The sequence below is a fragment of the Aureimonas sp. SA4125 genome (assembly GCF_019973775.1).
GTDB lineage: Bacteria > Pseudomonadota > Alphaproteobacteria > Rhizobiales > Rhizobiaceae > Plantimonas.
In genome coordinates, this window is the sequence record NZ_AP025032.1 from 3170399 (window position 1) to 3187464 (window position 17066).

Annotated in this window: 22 protein-coding genes; 15 read left to right on the forward strand and 7 right to left on the reverse strand. The window is 65.1% G+C overall.

What is annotated here, in order from left to right; translation table 11 throughout:
• Positions 1-7: 7 nt before the first annotated feature.
• Positions 8-481 carry a hypothetical protein gene (locus tag Sa4125_RS14970; RefSeq protein WP_223999035.1) on the reverse strand — a complete coding sequence of 158 codons (474 nt, stop codon included), beginning with the start codon at positions 479-481 and terminating at the stop codon, positions 8-10.
• 158 nt (positions 482-639) lie between these two features.
• On the opposite strand from Sa4125_RS14970, the gene Sa4125_RS14975 reads away from it, so the two are divergent.
• The 4 genes from Sa4125_RS14975 to Sa4125_RS14990 all read left to right on the forward strand — a co-directional run bounded on the left by Sa4125_RS14975 (position 640) and on the right by Sa4125_RS14990 (position 2815).
• Positions 640-1647, forward strand: a complete 1008-nt coding sequence (locus Sa4125_RS14975; RefSeq protein ID WP_223999042.1) for an RNA ligase family protein — start codon at positions 640-642, stop codon at positions 1645-1647.
• A gap of 75 nt (positions 1648-1722) precedes the next feature.
• Positions 1723-2226, forward strand: a complete 504-nt coding sequence (locus Sa4125_RS14980; RefSeq protein ID WP_223999043.1) for a hypothetical protein — start codon at positions 1723-1725, stop codon at positions 2224-2226.
• On the forward strand, positions 2226-2489 hold the full coding sequence (locus Sa4125_RS14985) for a hypothetical protein (protein ID WP_223999044.1): 264 nt from the start codon (positions 2226-2228) through the stop codon (positions 2487-2489). The genes Sa4125_RS14980 and Sa4125_RS14985 overlap by 1 nt, the downstream gene beginning before the upstream one ends.
• The gene (locus Sa4125_RS14990) at positions 2489-2815 is read left to right on the forward strand and encodes a hypothetical protein (protein WP_223999045.1); all 327 of its coding nucleotides are present in this window, start codon (positions 2489-2491) and stop codon (positions 2813-2815) included. Before Sa4125_RS14985 ends, Sa4125_RS14990 begins: the two co-directional genes overlap by 1 nt.
• A gap of 9 nt (positions 2816-2824) precedes the next feature.
• Here Sa4125_RS14990 and Sa4125_RS14995 read toward each other — a convergent pair whose 3' ends face one another.
• Together Sa4125_RS14995 and Sa4125_RS15000 are read right to left on the reverse strand one after the other, a co-directional pair.
• Positions 2825-3082 carry a hypothetical protein gene (locus Sa4125_RS14995; protein ID WP_223999046.1) on the reverse strand — a complete coding sequence of 86 codons (258 nt, stop codon included), beginning with the start codon at positions 3080-3082 and terminating at the stop codon, positions 2825-2827.
• Positions 3083-3120: 38 nt separating this feature from the next.
• The gene (locus Sa4125_RS15000) at positions 3121-3717 is read right to left on the reverse strand and encodes a DUF2971 domain-containing protein (RefSeq protein ID WP_223999047.1); all 597 of its coding nucleotides are present in this window, start codon (positions 3715-3717) and stop codon (positions 3121-3123) included.
• 160 nt (positions 3718-3877) lie between these two features.
• Here Sa4125_RS15000 and Sa4125_RS15005 point away from each other — a divergent pair, with 160 nt between their 5' ends.
• From Sa4125_RS15005 to Sa4125_RS15015, 3 genes are all read left to right on the forward strand, one after another.
• Entirely contained in the window at positions 3878-4132 is a 255-nt protein-coding gene (locus Sa4125_RS15005) for a hypothetical protein (RefSeq protein WP_223999049.1), read from the forward strand.
• Positions 4129-4746 carry a hypothetical protein gene (locus tag Sa4125_RS15010; RefSeq protein WP_223999051.1) on the forward strand — a complete coding sequence of 206 codons (618 nt, stop codon included), beginning with the start codon at positions 4129-4131 and terminating at the stop codon, positions 4744-4746. The genes Sa4125_RS15005 and Sa4125_RS15010 overlap by 4 nt, the downstream gene beginning before the upstream one ends.
• A 289-nt stretch (positions 4747-5035) precedes the next feature.
• The gene (locus tag Sa4125_RS15015; RefSeq protein WP_223999053.1) at positions 5036-6064 is read left to right on the forward strand and encodes an IS1595 family transposase; all 1029 of its coding nucleotides are present in this window, start codon (positions 5036-5038) and stop codon (positions 6062-6064) included.
• Here Sa4125_RS15015 and Sa4125_RS15020 read toward each other — a convergent pair.
• From Sa4125_RS15020 to Sa4125_RS15035, 4 genes are all read right to left on the reverse strand, one after another.
• Positions 6061-6498 (reverse strand): hypothetical protein, encoded by a 438-nt coding sequence (locus tag Sa4125_RS15020; RefSeq protein WP_223999055.1) that lies wholly within the window; start codon positions 6496-6498, stop codon positions 6061-6063. The genes Sa4125_RS15015 and Sa4125_RS15020 overlap by 4 nt on opposite strands.
• A gap of 261 nt (positions 6499-6759) precedes the next feature.
• Entirely contained in the window at positions 6760-7242 is a 483-nt protein-coding gene (locus Sa4125_RS15025; RefSeq protein WP_223999057.1) for a thermonuclease family protein, read from the reverse strand.
• A gap of 137 nt (positions 7243-7379) precedes the next feature.
• The gene (locus tag Sa4125_RS15030; protein ID WP_223999058.1) at positions 7380-7904 is read right to left on the reverse strand and encodes a hypothetical protein; all 525 of its coding nucleotides are present in this window, start codon (positions 7902-7904) and stop codon (positions 7380-7382) included.
• Positions 7897-8637 carry a hypothetical protein gene (locus Sa4125_RS15035; RefSeq protein ID WP_223999059.1) on the reverse strand — a complete coding sequence of 247 codons (741 nt, stop codon included), beginning with the start codon at positions 8635-8637 and terminating at the stop codon, positions 7897-7899. Before Sa4125_RS15035 ends, Sa4125_RS15030 begins: the two co-directional genes overlap by 8 nt.
• A 517-nt stretch (positions 8638-9154) precedes the next feature.
• Between Sa4125_RS15035 and Sa4125_RS15040 the strand changes: the two genes are divergently transcribed.
• The 8 genes from Sa4125_RS15040 (at position 9155) to Sa4125_RS15075 (ending at position 17066) form a co-directional block, all read left to right on the forward strand.
• Positions 9155-9772, forward strand: coding sequence for a hypothetical protein (locus Sa4125_RS15040; RefSeq protein ID WP_223999060.1), 618 nt, complete (start codon positions 9155-9157; stop codon positions 9770-9772).
• The gene (locus Sa4125_RS15045) at positions 9772-10191 is read left to right on the forward strand and encodes a hypothetical protein (protein WP_223999061.1); all 420 of its coding nucleotides are present in this window, start codon (positions 9772-9774) and stop codon (positions 10189-10191) included. Before Sa4125_RS15040 ends, Sa4125_RS15045 begins: the two co-directional genes overlap by 1 nt.
• 15 nt (positions 10192-10206) lie before the next feature.
• Positions 10207-11360 (forward strand): IS3 family transposase gene (locus tag Sa4125_RS15050; protein WP_223999062.1). Its coding sequence is split into 2 segments (ribosomal slippage): positions 10207-10471 and positions 10471-11360, totalling 1155 coding nucleotides; the frame shifts between segments, so codons are not numbered across the junction.
• A gap of 63 nt (positions 11361-11423) precedes the next feature.
• Entirely contained in the window at positions 11424-12167 is a 744-nt protein-coding gene (locus tag Sa4125_RS15055; RefSeq protein WP_223999064.1) for a hypothetical protein, read from the forward strand.
• 167 nt (positions 12168-12334) lie between these two features.
• Positions 12335-13876, forward strand: a complete 1542-nt coding sequence (locus Sa4125_RS15060) for a DUF6508 domain-containing protein (protein ID WP_223999066.1) — start codon at positions 12335-12337, stop codon at positions 13874-13876.
• A gap of 156 nt (positions 13877-14032) precedes the next feature.
• Positions 14033-14617 (forward strand): terminase small subunit, encoded by a 585-nt coding sequence (locus tag Sa4125_RS15065; protein ID WP_223999068.1) that lies wholly within the window; start codon positions 14033-14035, stop codon positions 14615-14617.
• Positions 14617-16809 (forward strand): terminase gpA endonuclease subunit, encoded by a 2193-nt coding sequence (locus tag Sa4125_RS15070; RefSeq protein ID WP_223999070.1) that lies wholly within the window; start codon positions 14617-14619, stop codon positions 16807-16809. The genes Sa4125_RS15065 and Sa4125_RS15070 overlap by 1 nt, the downstream gene beginning before the upstream one ends.
• Entirely contained in the window at positions 16803-17066 is a 264-nt protein-coding gene (locus Sa4125_RS15075) for a hypothetical protein (protein WP_223999072.1), read from the forward strand. Before Sa4125_RS15070 ends, Sa4125_RS15075 begins: the two co-directional genes overlap by 7 nt.

Genomic DNA, 17066 nt, shown 5'->3' on the forward strand with positions numbered 1-17066 from the left:
TGGCTGACTACAGGTTCAGCTCTTTGATGAGGTCCTCGGCGCTCATGTTCGCGCCCGGACGCATGCTGGCGATGGCCTTCCACTCGGACTCACCGGGCAACTGGGCCTCCCAGTAGTTCCAGCCGTCGAGACGAGTCTTCCCGCCGCCTTTCGTCCGCCCGACGTCGCTCGCCGCGCCCGATGGGCTGTCGTACACCTTCCCCTCGACCGCCCACCTGCCGTCGACGATCTCCCCGACGTGCTGGCGCTTGTTGTAGCTCATGCGGAGCGCTGTCGCGTGTGGCAGCGTCATGCCTTCACCAACCCACGGCCTGCCCTGCGCGGCCGGCGCGACGCGTTCGCCTTCGGAGGGAGCCGACCTTTCCGCTAGCCCGAGGAGACGGCGCAAGGCGTCGTTTGGCTTCTCCCCGAAGCTGCGTCGTTCGGTCTCAATCAGCTTGTGGACATCGAAATCGATCTCAATGGCTCGCAGGTCACTCATCGCCGTCTCCTCATCCCGGTTTTGAGTAGTAATGAGTAGTAGAGTAGCCGTCAACCTGTTTTGCGATCGCATCTCTGAGGGTTGCGAATGGACTTTGACGCCCGCTCCGCCGGCAACCACGCTTTCTCCCTAGCCCTCGGGCGCATGGGAGAAGACGCATGAGCGAGTTCGTGAAGTGGCCGTCGATCGAGGCCTTCCACACGGTCTACCGACACAACGCCAAGATGATGCTCGGGACCGAGGTCGTCGACTACCGGGCCAAGATCAAGCTGCACGGCACGAACGCCGCCATCCGGATCGACGCCGATGGCACAGTCACCGCGCAGAAGCGCTCGTCCGATGCCACGCCGGAAGCCGACAACTACGACTTCGCCGCTTGGGTGCGAGACACGGCTTGGCACTGGTCGAGCCGTGTCGGACGCCTGTTCGACCCGCAGACGATGGTCGTCTTTGGCGAATGGGCCGGGCCGGGCGTCCAGAAGCTCGTGTCGGTGTCCGACATCCCGAAGCGGTGCTTTTTCGCCTTCGCCGTCTACCTTCCGGAGCGCGACCTCTTGATCTCAGATCCGGCGACGATCCGAGCGATCACGGGTTTCCTGCTCGACCGCACTTTCGACGTGCTGCCCTACCATGGCGACGCCCACCGCATGGACTTCGGCGACGAGGTCGGCGTGCGCATGGTCGTGGAACAGATCAACGCCGACGTGTCCGCGATCGACCGCTGCGACCCGTACATCGCCGAGCTCTTCGACATCGAGGGACCGGGTGAAGGACTCGTCTTCTTCCCGGCGGCCGAGTGCACGCTCGAGCGCTTCGCCACGATGGCCTTCAAGGTGAAGGGCGGCAGCCACAAGGTGACGAAGGACGCCAAGCCAGCGCGCATCAACTCGTGGGCGACGTCCAGCCACCGCGAGTTCGTCGACCATTACATGACCGACGCGCGCCTCGAGCAGGGGCTGGCCGAGGCATGCGGCGGGGTCACCGACATGCGCCGCGCTGGGGACTTCCTGAAGTGGGTCGGCAACGACGTCCGGAAGGAGAGCGTCGCCGACCTCGATGCCTCGGGACTGGAATGGTCCGACATTGCCAAGATGGTCAACCTCCAGGCGATCACGTGGTTCAAGCAGCGTGCGCTCGGGCCGTCGGTGTTGCGCGAGGCGGCGTAGCCTGATCGTGCCGGCGGTTTGACGCCCGCGCCGCCGGCAACCACGCTTCTCTCCATGCACTTGAGGGAGAGCACCATGGCCTACACCCGCTACACGCCGACGGGCATCCGCGTCAGCCGCACGCCACCGACCGAGCCGCCACCGGCTGTCCAGCGCAAGGCGCGCAACGACGTCATTCTGCGCAACTGGTTGGCGGTGACGGGCGAGGCCCGCGCCAAGCGAATCCTCCTCGCCATCCAGCCGACGTCCGCGAAAATCGGGCGCCGCTCCCGCGAGGGCCTGCGCGCCGCCATCAGGATCATCGGCACCGACCCCGTCGACGTCCGCCACGTCGGCGGCATCCTCCGCAGTATGGGCAGCATCCCGCACCTCGGCAACGCGCGGCTCGGCTACGTCGACGACGAGGCGCTGTGGGAAGACGCGCGGGCCGCCATGGGCATCGCCGAGGTTGCGGCGACGCGTCGGCGTGCGGCGTCGCGCACGGCGGGGCTGCTGGGCCAGAGCCTAGCAGTCGTTGAAGCGCTGCTGGGGGTGCCGGAAGGCGAGCGGGCGGTGCTCATGGAAAGGGAGATGGCGTGATGGACTGGGACGACAGTCGAATTGCTGAGGTACGCGATTATCCGAACGACACCTACATGGTCCTCTTCGACAAAGCCGCGGGATGGAGATGGTCGGCCGGCGGGCTGACTGGTTCGGCAGAATGGGATGATGACCCATTCGTTGGCGTAGGCTTCGATACGCTCGGCGCCGCGATGGATCATGCCGCGCGGCAGCTCGATCTCCGCGAGGGAGCGGCCAGCGGGTGGGTTCCTGATGCCCTTCCGACACCGGAGGTCGCGTGATGGGCAACGCCTTCGGCACCACCGCCCTCACGCCGCCTGTCCTCGATTACGGTGGCCCCGTCATGACGAACACGGTCGAGGTCGCGCCCGCAGCTCCCCTCGGCATCAACCAGGTGCTCGACGAAGTCCGCGCCTTCCGGGCAGCCGAGGCAGCGGAGAGACGACGCTTCGTCCAAGCAGCCACCGATACGGTCGCAGGGCTGTTCGCGCGCGGCCAGAACGATCAGGCGATGGCGATCCTGTGGTCGCTTACCCGTCCGGAGCCGTTCTGGGCGACGCGGTACTTGCCGCCCGACAGGAGGCATTCGTGGCCGACAGCGACGTGATCCGCAAGCTTATCGCCCGCTTGCCTTCCGCGCCAACGCCGCGCGGTCACGCCCCGTACCGATGCGGTTGCCGATAAGCCCAAGGACGACAGCCCCCGCGACGAAGCCCCACACGCCGATGGCGTCGCCCCGGCCGGCGATCCCGATGCCGCCGAAGATGAAGCCTACGACCATGCCGAAGACGATGCCCGCGAGCGTCCAGTCGAGTTCGGCCCTCCGGTTCAGTGCCGTCGCCCGCACTGCGGCCTTCGCGTAAATCTCGCGCATAATTCCCCCTGCCTCTGGTCACCAGCTTCGACGTTGATTCAACGACGTGCCTTGCGAACGAGGTAGCCGTCAACGCGGGTCTCATGAACCTCGATATTCATCAGTTCAACCCGACTCTGGACACGGTTCTTAATGTCGGGTTGCATACGCGCGCCCAGCCAGACATGGCGAACGGCGCCCGGCTCATATCCTGCTTGTCCACGGCTAGTCACGAATAGCCGCCATTCCCGCTCGTAGACCCACTTCAGGCTTTTCGTAGAGAGTATCGCCCGCGCATGCTCCCCTTCGTCCCTGCCGGACACCTCCACGGTTTGGGGCTGTTCACCGTAAGCCATCCGAGCAAGCGTGGCAGTCTGGTCCTCTAGGCCATCAAGGAGACTTTCGACGTCATAGGCGATGCAGATGCCCCGGAAGCCATCCGCATAGTGCGCCCACATCAGCTCGTTATCCCAACTCTCTGAAAACGCCGCGATACCTAAACTAAGCTTCTGATGCCGAACGGATTCGACAAACCTCCGGTATTGGTGCCTTTCGTTCCCGCCGTACGCGGCATCGTACAAGCCTTCCATTGCGTCGTTCATTTCCGGATATGTTGGGCAGAAGACGTAATGCTCTTCGATGGCCCGGATCTCCATCTCGAACTTATCCGGCATTAGGTAGCAAAGACCACAAAACGCTGATTAACGGGCTGGCGACGCTCGATGTTTCTTGCCGGAGTGTCGGCCGCACCGAGGTGCGCTTGCTGTCCGCTATGGCAAGGGATACATTCTGGGCTAGTCGGCAGAGGTCACGAAAATGATGTCAGTTCACGATGCGCTGGAAGCATGGCAGCAGGGTGAGATCACTGCCTCGCGCGCGATGGCGCTATCCGGGGCCGTGGATGTCTTGGAGTTGTACGGCTTGGCCGCAGCGTGTGGGGTCGATATCAATCTAGACATGGCCGACGGCGAGCTTCGCGTCTCATCAGCCGTGACGAAGGCGGTGGAAAATGCCATTGCCAAGAACACCAGCAACGACCCGATTGCTTCGTCGGGAACTCGTGCCGCTTGAACGAGAGTCGCATTCCGGTCACGCTGGTGATCGTCGATACTGGTCCTCTCATCAGCTTGGCTGCCTGCGACCGTCTGGACTTGCTCGATCAGTTCTCGTTGCGAGTGCGCGTTACCGATGTCGTGAAGTCGGAATGCCTTCGATACCCCAATAAGGTCGGGGGTAACGTCCTTGGATCTTGGTTCGGCCAGTTCGACGGGAAGATTTGCCACGTAGTGAAAACCCCTTTCCTCGAGACTTGGCAGGATGCCGTCCGCCAAGAGGAAGCTGGAGACGAAACGCACCCTTCGAAGGGCATAGGCGACGCGTCGATCGCATGGCTTCTTCAGCGCATCAACGCGTCGCCGCCTCAAGAGGAGATCGTTCTCCTTCTTTCTGAAGATGCTCCGTTTGGCAATGGCGCTGTCTTGGCGACCCATCCCGAGGTCTACATGCTGTCGACCCGCATGTTTTTGAAGGTTTTGGAAAATTTCGAGATCATCGAGTCTGCAAGCCAGATTATATCTGATATTGCCGATGCCGGAAGGACGGTCTCCCGTTATGCTTCCGACCGCCCGGGGAAGATTGCGCCAGGGCTAAAGTCGCAGTGGACCGACCCGCTGAAGCGGACGTAAGCCGCATTCTGAAACCCTCGTTGACGGCATCGCGGGAATACGATCGACATCCGTCGGGGTTCCTGGTACGAGACCCACTATGCTCTATCGGCTCATAGCACAGCGCTGACATCCACCCGCCGCGACCCCTGTCGCGCGTCGTCATCGTTCGTCACGAGACCGACCTCCAGCCGGAGCCCGAGCATGATCCCGTCGTCCCCCATCTTCATCGAGCGCATCGTCCCGACCGTCGTCCGGAGCTGTAAAATACCGCGCCAGTCTCGCCTCGTTCCGAGGGAGGCGCTGAGCCATGGGGCAGCACTTCCTCCTCTCCCCGGACTGCCGGACGCTGACGGTCATGGACCTTGCGCGGATCACGGAGGCGAAGGCGTACGCTTGGTTCAAGCAGGCACGCTGGTTCAAGACGGAAGGCAAACCGTACTGTCCTGACTGCGGGACGCTGCGCTGCTACGGGATGACACGGTCGCGCTTCAAGTGCTCCGACGGCGCCTGCAAGAAGGTCTTCACGGTCACCTCCGGCACGGCCTTTGCCTTCCGCAAGTTGTCCTTCAAGAAGATGCTTATCGCGATCTGGTTCGCCGCGAACTCCGTGAAGGGCAAGGCCGCGCTCCAGCTCTCCCGCGAGATCGGCGTGCAGTTCAAGACGGCCTGGGTGCTCCTGATGAAGCTGCGCGAAGTCGTGGCGGCACGGCGGGAGACAATGCGCATCGACAGCGAGGTCGAGATCGACGGCAAATACATCGGCGGTCATGTGCGCAAGAAGAACAAGGCCGAGGACCGCGTCGACAGGCGCTTGAAGGAGAACCGCAGCCCAGACCGTCTCTGCGCTCTCGCCATCCGCGGCCGCGCACCAGGCAGCCCGACGTTCACGCGGGTAATCCAGAACGAGGACGGCGAGGCGGCGTGGGCGGCCGTGCGTGACCACGTGTCGAGGGATGTCACCGTCTACGCCGATGAGCATTCCAGCTACGACGACCTCCTCGGGCTCAACCGCATGAAGCGGGTGAACCATTCCGAGGCCTACGCCACGAAGGAAGGCTACAACACGAACCTCGTCGAGAGCTTCTTCAGTCGCCTCGAGCGCTCTTATGTCGGCATCCACCACCGCTTCTCGATGAAGTATCTCGACTGGTACGTTGCAGATGTCGCCTGGCGCGAGGACTTCCGAGGCCGGGCGAACGGCTTCCAGACGAAGACGCTCCTCGGTCTAGCCCTTAACCGCCCCACCTCACGGTTTCTTTGCGGCTACTGGCAGGGCAACTGCCCGCCGGACCTCATCTGGGAGAAGCCGAAGAAGGACGATCCAGAGCCATCTTAGGCTGCGATCTCCCAAAGGTTCTTGATTCCGTCCGCCGCCCGCACCTGGCGCACGCGATCGCGCTTCATCAGGCCACTGAGCGTCGCGGAGACGTTGCTGGAGAAGCGTTTCAGTGCGGGATCTGCCGGATCAACACCGTGGCGGATGCCGATGGCTTCAGCACACTCGCCCGTCGAGATCGGCCGCCCAGCCTCGCGCAGTGTCTGGAACACTGCCTCGGTTTTGTTGATCTGCTGGAGTTGAAGCGGCAATGGATGCCGAGAGATCTTTGCTTTCGGTAACGGTGCCGCTACGGCCGCCGACGGGTCGTAGAAGTGGATGATGCCGTCAAAGGACAACAGCACGCCTTCCAGCACCGAAATCCTCGAGCGCAACTCGGCAATCTCGGCCGCCACACCCGCCCTGCGGGCCTTGAGATCGTCCTCGAAACCCATTGCCCGAACTCCCGCGAATGTTGCGGATTCGTACCCGGAAACGGGATGCCGATCTTGTGGCTTTTGCTACCTAATGCCGAACTTATCTACTCTCCCCGCACTGCTATCCTTGGATGGATGCGGGGAAAGGGATCTGTAGCGATAGAGCAACTTCGGCTTAGCATGAGTTTTAATGGTGGCCACTTGGCAGCTCCCAGTCCGTGGTCAAAGCGAACGCGATCCCGTCGTTGAACGTGCCACCATGGCCTCGCAGAGGCCCCGTTAGCACCACGGGTTCCCCAAGTTTGGCCAAGGCTGCGCCAGCCCTTCGTCGATGAGCACCTGCCCGGCGTCCCTCCCGTCAGCTAGCGTCACGGTGACGAGCCGCCGCCCGTGCCTGTCCGTGCTCCCGCCCGACATCGTGTAGCCCCCCGACATCAGCGACTGGAGCCGCCGCGTGGCGCGGTCTCCTACCGTGCGCTCGGCGGCGCATTCCGGCCGGCCGACTTCAGGTGCGTCGACGCCGCCGGACCTGGTCGTCAGCCGCCACGGCTCGCCGTTCGCCACACCGGAGTCGCCGTCAGTGATGCATGTGACGCCGCCTCCCCCGCGTCGGAACTTGGGCGGGCAGAGGGGAAGGCTGCGGGCGGCGTTGGGCTTTGCCGCAGAGCCGGATGCCGTCGTGCGTTGGGCGTCGGCGCCGTCGATCGATCCGAACCAGCCCTGACCTTCGGTCGCCGCCACGACGAAGGCCACGAGGGCCATGGCGACGCCGACAGCGAGGTTTCGGATGAGCTTGCGCGGTGCCCGGGAGCGGCGGCGTGCAGGCGGGGTGCTGGCACGGTTGCTTCGGTCAAACGGCTGACGAGGTCGGGGATTAGGAGGAGGAATGTGGCGCGAGCTCACGTGGTTTCGCCTCCCCCGTCGATTCGCCCGAGAAGCCGTTCGACGAGTTGCTCCAGTCCGTCCAACCGCTGGAAGCCGCTTCCCCGCAGCCGAACGTGGTTCTTGCGATCCGGCCGCACGCCCTCCGCGGTTCGCCCGATACGCCTCGCCGGCCGATAGCCTTCAAGCGACGGCATCGGCTCTCCGGGTTCGGCGCCGAAGTACCAGTAGGCGCGAACCTCGAGTGCATCGTCGACGTCGAGATAGACGACGCAGCCGGACGGCTTGTCTGCCAGCGATGTGGCGATGTCGAAGTTGCCAGGGTTCTTGAGGCGCCCGGCCTTGAGCTGCACGTGCCGGACGACGACGCCCCAAGCGATGACAAGGTCGTAGCCGTAGCCATCGAACTCGGACCGCAGGATCTCGACGTCGGTGATCCCGGCACTCCACAGAAGCCGCCAGATGTCGGCGACGAGGGAGTGCTCTAGGATACGTTCGCGGAGGCTGGACGCCGTGGCGTGCTGGGTGCGCATATCAATCATCAACGGCTTCCTCGGCAACGGTGGGGGCTGCGTCGATGGTTCGAGGGGCAACCTCAAGCAGGAGGTACCCGAGACCGCCGCCCGACGGCGCGGCGGTCCATCTGAACTCGTAGTCCGAGCCAAGTGTGATCGCATCTCCGTACGGCATCGCAGTTTTGTAGGTCAGCGGCGTCCCGGCGCGGTAGGACGCCCCGTCGCGGAAGTCGAAGGCCTTGGTGTCGTCGCTGTAGCCGGGATGCACATGGTAGTGCGTGTGATCCGTCGCGATCAGCGAGAAGCCCACGTCGGCGACATCGGCGCACCGTTCTAACCGTGAGATGTCGGAGAAGGCGTCGTACCTGTTGTTGGGCTCGCGGTGGTTGGCTCGTTTGAAGAACTTTAGCTCGATCGCGCAACGGGCCTTGGATCCATCTCCTTTCCCGATCCGGAACCAGATGTCGATACGACCGCGCGACGTCTTTCTGCCCGAGCGTCCCGACGCGTCAATCAAGGGCTTTTCCAGCTCGATCGAGATCGTCTCCCGGCTGTCGACGAGTTCGAGGTCAGCCACCGTCGAGATGATCCGGCCAAGGTGAAGCTGGAGGGTTGCCTCGCTCTCGCAGCGGATCCGGCCGCCTGCGATCTGAGCGAAGAGCTTCTGGGTCGCCGTCGTCACGATGTGGCGGAGGCGTTCGATGTCGGCGCCCGTGGCGCGCGGGGCGTTATGCCCTTCTTCGGTGTCGACGAATGCCATGCTGCCTCCAGGTGCGCTCTCGTATCTTGCATAGCGGTCGCCGAGCGTTTCGTCAGGGTTGCCCGAGCCGGCTGAAATGGAGGCGCCCCGCCGCTGCGTGTGCAGCCCCGTCCACACTGGGGGTACAGGCAGTCTCCGCGGTATGCAGGGATGTCGAAGAGCGCGCTGGAGAGAACCGTGACCGCACCGTGCGGTCATCGTGTGTGCATGAGGGGTCGCGCTTCCGGGTGGCGACCAGCCCATCCGCCGCCGACGGGCTGCGGATGGCGAGCATGAAGCGCCCTAGGCGCAACCAGGGCGGCTTTCGAGTCGCCCTATACGTGGAGGGGTCGGCGTCCTGACGGGCGTCGGCCCCTTCTCACATTCTGAAAAGTCCGTCTGGTGGACTTTTCGGAATGTGAGGCCCGTCGCTCCTGCGTCCGTCAACGGATTGCACTAAGGGGCCGCCGCGCCGCCCGTTGTGTCCGGCTCCGCCGGCAAGCACGCTTCTAGGTCAACGATGACATGGAGCGCTGAGATGGGTGATACCCCCAAAGACACCACCGAGCCGGACGGCATCGTCGTCCTCGGGCCTTACAGCACCCGCCTCCGCGAGGTTCGCCTCGGACCCGTCGTGTCGGTTGGCGACTGGACGAGGGCGAAGAACCCGGACGCCGTCCGCACCTTCGGCGCCGGCGAAAACGACGTCGCGATGCCTCCCGTGTACGTCCTGCGGGACGGGTGGGTGGATCAGGCTGCCGAGGCCATCCTCGACGACCTGGGCAGCCGCAGCGGAATCGGAGACTCACTGGATGCGGTCGACGACGAGATCCGTGCCGAGATCATGCAGGACATCAGGCAGTCCATCATGACCGCGATGTCGGCAAAGGGCCGCGAGTTCGACACTGGCTGTCCGAAGATCGATTGGATGGCCCTCTCGCGTAAGTGGGCCAACGACGGCATCGAGGAGCCAGGCGGCATCATGGCCGGCGGATACCTCATGCGCCTGACCCCCGAGGAGCGCGCGGCCGAGATGGCGTGGCACCATCGGGTAACCAGCCTCGCGGACGCGACGCCCGAGGAGCGGCAGGCGGTCGAGAGCGAGTGGGGCAACCGGGTGAACGCGTTCAACGGCACGGACCAAGGGGCTGCGTGATGTCCGACTGGCGCAACCGCTACATCAACGAGTTCCGCACGATGGTCGGCGGGGACGAATACGTCTTCACCCGCCAGCGGCCGCCCGGGTATGCCATCCACACGTACAGCACCTGGGACGTCCGCCGCGTGGGTCGTGACACGCCTCGCGAGTTCGAAGTCTCGGCGGGCGCCGAGGAGGATCCGCACGCTCTCGCCGAGCTCGCGGCTGACAAGGCCCGAGAGCTCGACCGCGAGGAGGCCGAGGACTTCGCGGACGTGAGCGCCAAAGCGTACCGCGTGCTCCGCGCCCAACTGACGGGCGACCGGACGCACCTGTGCGAACGGGACTACATCGACGTCTACACCGCGTTGGGCGTCCCGCACTTGCTGTACCTGCTGCACTGGACTTGCCCCGGAAAAGTGGAGAGTTCTCAATGAGGCATGAGGAACTCCATGGCGAAGACACAGCGACGATTTACGAAGGAATTCGAGGAGGAAGCCGTCCGTCTGGTTGAGACGAGCGGCCGGACGCAGCGCGAGATCGCGGAGGACCTTGGCGTTGGGCTATCGACACTGCGGCGCTGGATCGACAAGCGGCGCGACGCCTTGATAGAAAGCCCGCCTCCCGACCGCGTCGAGGACATGGCTGCGGAGATGAAGCGGCTGCGGCGGGAGAATGAGATCCTTCGTCAGGAGCGTGGCATCCTGAAGAAGGCGATGGCTTTTTTCGCCCGGGAGGGAAGTCGGTGAGGTTCGAACTCATCGATGCGGCGAAAGAAGAATTCCCCGTCCAGCGTCTCTGCAAGGTCCTCGGCGTCAGCTCGAGCGGCTATTTTGCATGGAAGGATCGACCGGCCTGCCGCCGGCAGCAGCGCGACATGGTGCTTCTGGCGCATGTCCGCTCGGCGTTTCGGTTGTCGAACGGCACCTATGGGAGTCCTCGCATGCGGCATGAACTCCAGGCCGAGGGGATCGCTATCGGGCGCCGTCGGACAGCGCGCCTGATGCGCGAGAACGGCCTCAAGGCCCGGCAGAAGCGGCGGTTCAAGCGAACGACGGACAGCCTGCACGCCTTCCCGATCGCGCCGAACCTCCTTGATCAGGACTTCGCGACCGAACGCCGGGACGAGAAGTGGGGAGCCGACATCTCCTATGTTTGGACGCGAGAGGGCTGGCTGTATCTCGCCGTCGTCATCGACCTGTTCGCCCGGCGCGTCGTCGGCTGGGCCGTCAGCGATCGTCTACACAAGGAGTTGGCTCTCGAGGCGCTCCGCAAGGCCCTCGTCCTGCGCCGCCCGAAAACCGGCCTGATCCATCATTCTGACCGCGGCAGCCAATATTGCTCGATCGACTATCAGGCCGAGCTACGCAGGTACGACGTGCTGATCTCGATGTCCGGCAAGGGCAACTGCTATGATAATGCGATGGTCGAGACCTTCTTCAAGACGTTGAAATCCGAGCTGGTCTGGCGCACCGTCTTCCAGACCAGGACCGAGGCGAAGGCGGCCATCGGCCGCTACATCGACAGCTTCTACAACCCCGTCCGGCGCCATTCCGCGCTCGACTTCATCAGCCCCGTCCAGTTCGAACGACTGGCCGCCGCGTAATCAAAACGCTCTCCACTAAAAGGGGGCAAGTCCACACCCCAGGTTCGTGCGCGGAGGTGAGGCATGATGACCGAGACCGAAACGATCACCGCCCCGCTGCCCACCGTCGACCTGATCGACGACTACCTCTGGGAAGCCGTGATCACTGACCACGGCCGGCCGAAGTGGGCGCTTCAGCGGTGGGAAGAGGCGCCCAAGTCATGGGCCACCGTCGGCAGCGTCGCCTTCGATGAGTTCGGCAAGTGGTGGTCGTGGAAACCGGAGCACGTGATTCAACGCGTCTTGCCGACCGACACCCCCTTCGTCTTCGGCAAGTCAGACTGCTTCGGCAGCATCGTCGACGCAGCCGAGCACCTGGCAGTTCTCTGCGACGCGAAAGCGGGAACGTGGCACGACCAGAGGCGGCGAACGGCTGCGTGTGTCAGCAAGGCCGACAAGGCGATGCCTCGTTCGTCGATCCCGCGCCTCTACGTCCAGCACAGCGACGATCAGCAGGTCGCGCTCGAGACGGGCGAGGCCTACGACCCGAGAGGACGCTGGGAGGACTGGCTCGCCTTCGCAAAAGCCATCATCGCGGCGGAGCGCGAGACCGCCCGACTGGAGGGCAGCGTGCGCCCGGAAATCGACTGGTGGCAGCGCTTCTGTGCCATCCAGCGCAACAGCTTCATCCCCATCGAGGACGTCGTCCGACGGGTCGATGACCGATGCGGTCGGTGGATCGACCAGCATGAGGCGGCCGAGATCGTGGACGGGATGCTGGACGAGATCCAGAAGCTGCGGGCGGCGCGGGACGGCGCACCGGGATAGGCGCCGGGGTCCCTGGACGGGGGTGCCGGGTGCGGGGTTATTTGCGGCCGCACCGGGTCTCCGTCTACAAAATTTTGAAATCGATGCCAGCATCATCGCCGAGGTCCGAGAGGCTTCCGCGACGCCGCGCCATCTGTAGAGTGCCCCTCTCATGAGAGGAGTGACGAATGGGCGACGCGACCGAGCGGCTGATCGAGTTCTGGAAAGGCTTTGCGGGCGGCCCCCACTGGGTCCACCCCGCCGACGAAGAGGTCCTGTCCGCGACGCGTTACCGAGACCGCGTCCGCTGGGACGCTCCCACCAACCAAGCCGATGTCATCGCCGAACTTCGTCGTGAACGTTCCCGGCTACAAGCGTCGCTGATCCCACAGCCGTTCGTCGGCGACCTGCGCCGGGCCGACATCGTCATGTGCCTACTTAACCCCGGTCTCGATCCCGGCAACTGGCTGGACGAAGGCGACGGCACGATCGCGCGCGGCTTGAAGCTGGCCGGCCTTCGACAGGATACCGGTCGGTCGCCGTTCTGGTCCATCGATCCGGGGATCGCGAACACAGGCGCCTTTCGCTGGTGGTGGCCGAAGTTCGCCGCGCTCGCCGAAGGCCTGGTTGGCGAGGGCTGGACGTTCGACGAAGCGATGTCGTCTCTCGCGCAGCGCGTCGCTTGCGTCGAGATCGTACCGTACCACTCGCGGGCATCCGGTCTCATTACGAGCGACCTCATCAAGGCACTGCCGTCGTCGCGTCTCGCCATCGATTTCGTGTGCGAGCGGGCCGCCGAGGGCGCGCAGGTCATCTTGTTCCGCAGCCACGCCGCTTGGGGTCTCGCGGACGACGGCGGCTTGGTCCGGCTGGTGACCGACTCGATGCGGTCCATCAACGTCGGCCCCGACACCGAGGCGGGCCGGATCACCCGGCAACGGATGAACCCGGACCTGCCCGCCCTCGCCTCGTTCGCGGAGACGTTCGGGGCCGAAGGCTTCTCTTGCGGCGAGTGGGGCGGCGGCCAGCCGATGGAAAGCGGCGCGGTCCAGTTCCCGTACTTTTCGATGTCGGAACAGGCGCTAGCCTTCGTTCAAGCCGCCTACGACGGCGGCTGGGTGCTGTCGGATTTCACTTGGAGCGAGTGGCACGGCGGCGAGGAAGCGGCCCGGCTTCAGCATGATCCCGGCGCCGTGGAGGCGGCAAGCGTCCGCCAGCTCGCGAAGCTGATGACGACGCTCGTACGGGGCGATCGCTTTTCGGAAGGGAAGCTGGCGGGGGCGTTCGAGAGCGGCCTTATCCTGCGTATCGTCCGCCGCGTCGCCGAGCTGGCTGCCTTGACCGGACGGCAGCCTGTCAAGCTGCCGGATACCTGGTTCACGCTGACCCTCCACGAGGGGGCGTCCCTCGATCTGCCGGGCATCTATGAGTGGGTCATCGAGGGCATCGGCTCCTACGTCGGGCGCTACACGCGCGGCACCCGCCCGACGAAAGAGTACAGCCGCAACGTCGGCAACCTGTTGAGCGGTCGAGGATACCGTGCGGGCAACGCGGCCGGGTTCCGGCGCATCCATGTCGCGCTCGCGGACGCCGTGCGCGCCAGGCGGGGCATCGAGCTGCACATCTTGGAGAACCCGGCTGCGGCAGACGTCGGGGCACGGGAGACGGCGTTGATAGCGGAGCGCGGTACGCTGAACGGCGCCGGGAAGGCCGTCGGCGGCGTCGACTAACGGCAACCAACACTATGGGGATGCCGGAAGGCCGCATCCCGCCCCTGTCAACAATCTGCCAAACCGCCGTCCAACATCAACATTCCGGTCGTCACTTGCCGTCGAATGTTGCGCTCAAACCTGCGGGAGTCTTTGCAACAAAAGGATTCCGAACGGATGGCTAGACGGCCGAGCAAGGTTGCGGAGGTGCTGGGCGCGGGCGACGACGACGCGCCGCGTGGCAAGAACTCGTCCGTGCGCCGGATGTCGCTCGCCGCCGTCGCCGCGATGCTGAACCGCGACCGGAACACCGTCATGAAGTGGACCGAGCAAGGCTGTCCGGCGATCACGCGGGGCAACCGGGCGACGGGCACGCCATGGGAACTGGACGTCGCCGACGTCGTCGAGTGGCTCGAGAAGCGCAGCGCCGCCGCCGTGGCCGCGCGCTTCGGCGACGGCGACTCCGAGCGCATCGAGAAGGAAGAGGCGGACCGTCGGCGGGCGATCGCCCTCATGGTGCAGGACGAGGCTGACGCGGCCGAGCGCATGAAGGAGGTCGTCGCGATCTCCCTCGTGTCCCGGTCGGTCTCGCGCGACTACGCCAACGTCCGGAAGTCGCTTCTCGGTCTCGGCGCCAAGGCGGGCATGCGGTGCGTCGGGCAGCCTGCGGTAACCATCCAGGAGACGGTCGACGGCCTGATCTCGGAGTCCCTGTCGAACCTTGTCTACGACAAAGAGCTCACCGCTCTTTCGGGGGCTTGATGCTCCACGTCACGCCCGGCCGTCTCGACTTCACCGCTGGTCTCGACCTGCTTGAGGAGGAACTCCGCTTCCTCCTTGGGTCGTCGGTGCTTCAGCCACCGAAGCCCATGCGCGGCTCCGCTTGGATCAACGAGTTCGGGCGCATCTCGGCGGAGACTTCCGGGCAGCCGGGCAAGGTGACGCTGTGGGGTTACCAGCGCGAGCCGGCGGACGTCATGTGCGGCAACGGCCACGACCAGGTCACCGTCATGAAGGGGACCCGCGTCGGGTATTCCAACCTCGTCAAGCAGTGCATCGCCTTCAACTTGGTCCACGAGGCGACCAGCGTCTTCGTCGTGCAGCCGACGGACCGCGAGGCCGAGAACTTCTGGCGTCAGGAACTCGCGCCGATGTTCCGAGACATCAAGGAGCTGGCGGCCCTGCGCCGTCGCCCCGTTCGCGGCGAGCCGGCCGACACGATCTCCGACATCATGCTGTCGAACCACGGCATGCTTTACCTGCGCGGCGCCGACAGCGACGCGAACCTGCGTGGCAAGGCGGCGCGGCGTCGGTATGGCGACGAGTTCGACGCGCCCGGCTGGCGGCCGAAGGCAAAGGGCGACGGCAACAAGCTCGACCTCATGCGCGCCCGCGGCGAGGGCTTCGCCGACGGTTGCGACGTCGTCGGGTCGACGCCGCTCGATATCGACAGTTCCAACGTCTACGCCGAGTGGTTGCGCTCTGACCAACGTCACCTGAATTTCACGTGCCCCTGTTGTGGTAAGTTCCAGCGCCTCGTTTGGGGCGGACGGAAGGAAGGCCGGGGCATCTGGTACGACCTCGTGCCGGGCACCCAGCGCGTCGCGCGCGTCTACTACAAGTGCGAGCACAGCGGCTGCGAGATCGACGAGAGCAAGAAGTTCGAGATGGTCGAGGGCGGCGTGTGGGTCCCCGACCGCCCCGACGTCGAGCGGCATGCCGGGTACCACATGTGGCAGGGCATGTCCTACCACCCGAAGGCATCGTGGACGCGCATCGTCCAGCGCTGGCTCGATGCTCAGGGCGACGCGGCCAAGCTAAAGGTGTTCTGGAACAACACGCTCGGCCTCCCGTGGACCCCCATCGAAGGCAAGACTGTCTCCGCGTCGTCGCTCGTCGAGCGGTGCGAGCCGTACCCGGCCGCCTGCCCGGACGACGTCGTCGTCATCACGCTCGGGGCCGACACGCAGAAGGGCTCCGAAGACCAGTCCCTTGTCGGGGCTATGAAGGAGCGCGTCGAGATCGCCGTCTGGGGTTGGGGCCGCGGGAAGGAATGCTGGCTGCTGGGTTACTGGGTTCTCGACCAGCACGAGCCGTGGTCGGACGAGTGCGCCGCGCAGGTCGACGCGATCCTCAAGCGGCCATTCGCCAAGCGGAACGGCGCCGAGATGTTCGTGCAGGCCGCCGCCTTCGACATTCAGGGCGGCTTCGGCGACGCCGTGAAGAACTTCTGTGCCAACCGCCCCCGCCGGAACCTCTGGCCCGTGCAGGGCGCGAACATCCCGAAGGGTTTGCGGCGCGGCTTCATCTGGCCGAAGGCGGCCTCGAAGGCTGCGAAGGCGGCACGGACGCAGTGGTTCAGGCTCGACACTGGGTTGGCGAAGGACCAGCTCGAGGTCACGATGAAGCGTGGCGGACGCGGCCCCGGCACCGTCCATTTCCCGTCGTGGTGCGCGACGACCGACTTCTTCGAGGGCCTCACCGCCGAGCACAAGGTCTTCATCAAGGCGAACTCCGGCTGGCACTGGGATCACAAGAACAAGAAGGCCAACTCGGGCGAGGAATGGGACTGCTGGGTCTACGCCCTGTCAGCGCTGGAGGGCCTTCAGGTCTCCGACCGGAAGTGGACCAACTTGAATGTTGCGGCCGACAAAGCCGGAGTTGCACCATACGTGCCCCCGCACGACCCCGAGACCGGGGAAATCCTCGAGGAGCCGCTGGTGACCGTCCATGAAGTCGGACCGGACCGCTCGGCGCAGTCCGAGGAGCACCTCGACGTCGTCCAGATCGACGTCGCCCGCACCGTGGCGGCGGCAGAGCGTGCGGTGGCCGTCGCCGCGCCGAAGGCATCCCCGCCCGAAATCGCCCCGCCCCCGACCGCCGCGCTGCCGAAGCGCAAGGTCAAGCAGCCCATCCGTCGCGCCGGCGGCGGCCTCCTGAGGTCCGCATGGTAAACTCATCCCGCCCGCCCCTCCGCTACCGCTACTGGACGCGAGACGAACTCATCGCCGCCGTGCGCGGCATCGAGGAGGGCCTGTCCACGGGCGCGGCGAGCGTCGGCTACAGCGCCGCCGGCACCGTCTCGTATGTCACCCGCGACAACGCGATGGCGACGCTGCGCGACCTCTACAACCGCATCGACCAGCTCGAGGGCCTCGGGTCGGCGCCCGTCGTCCGCCGGGTGCGCATGCTCGCCGTGAAGGGCTACTGA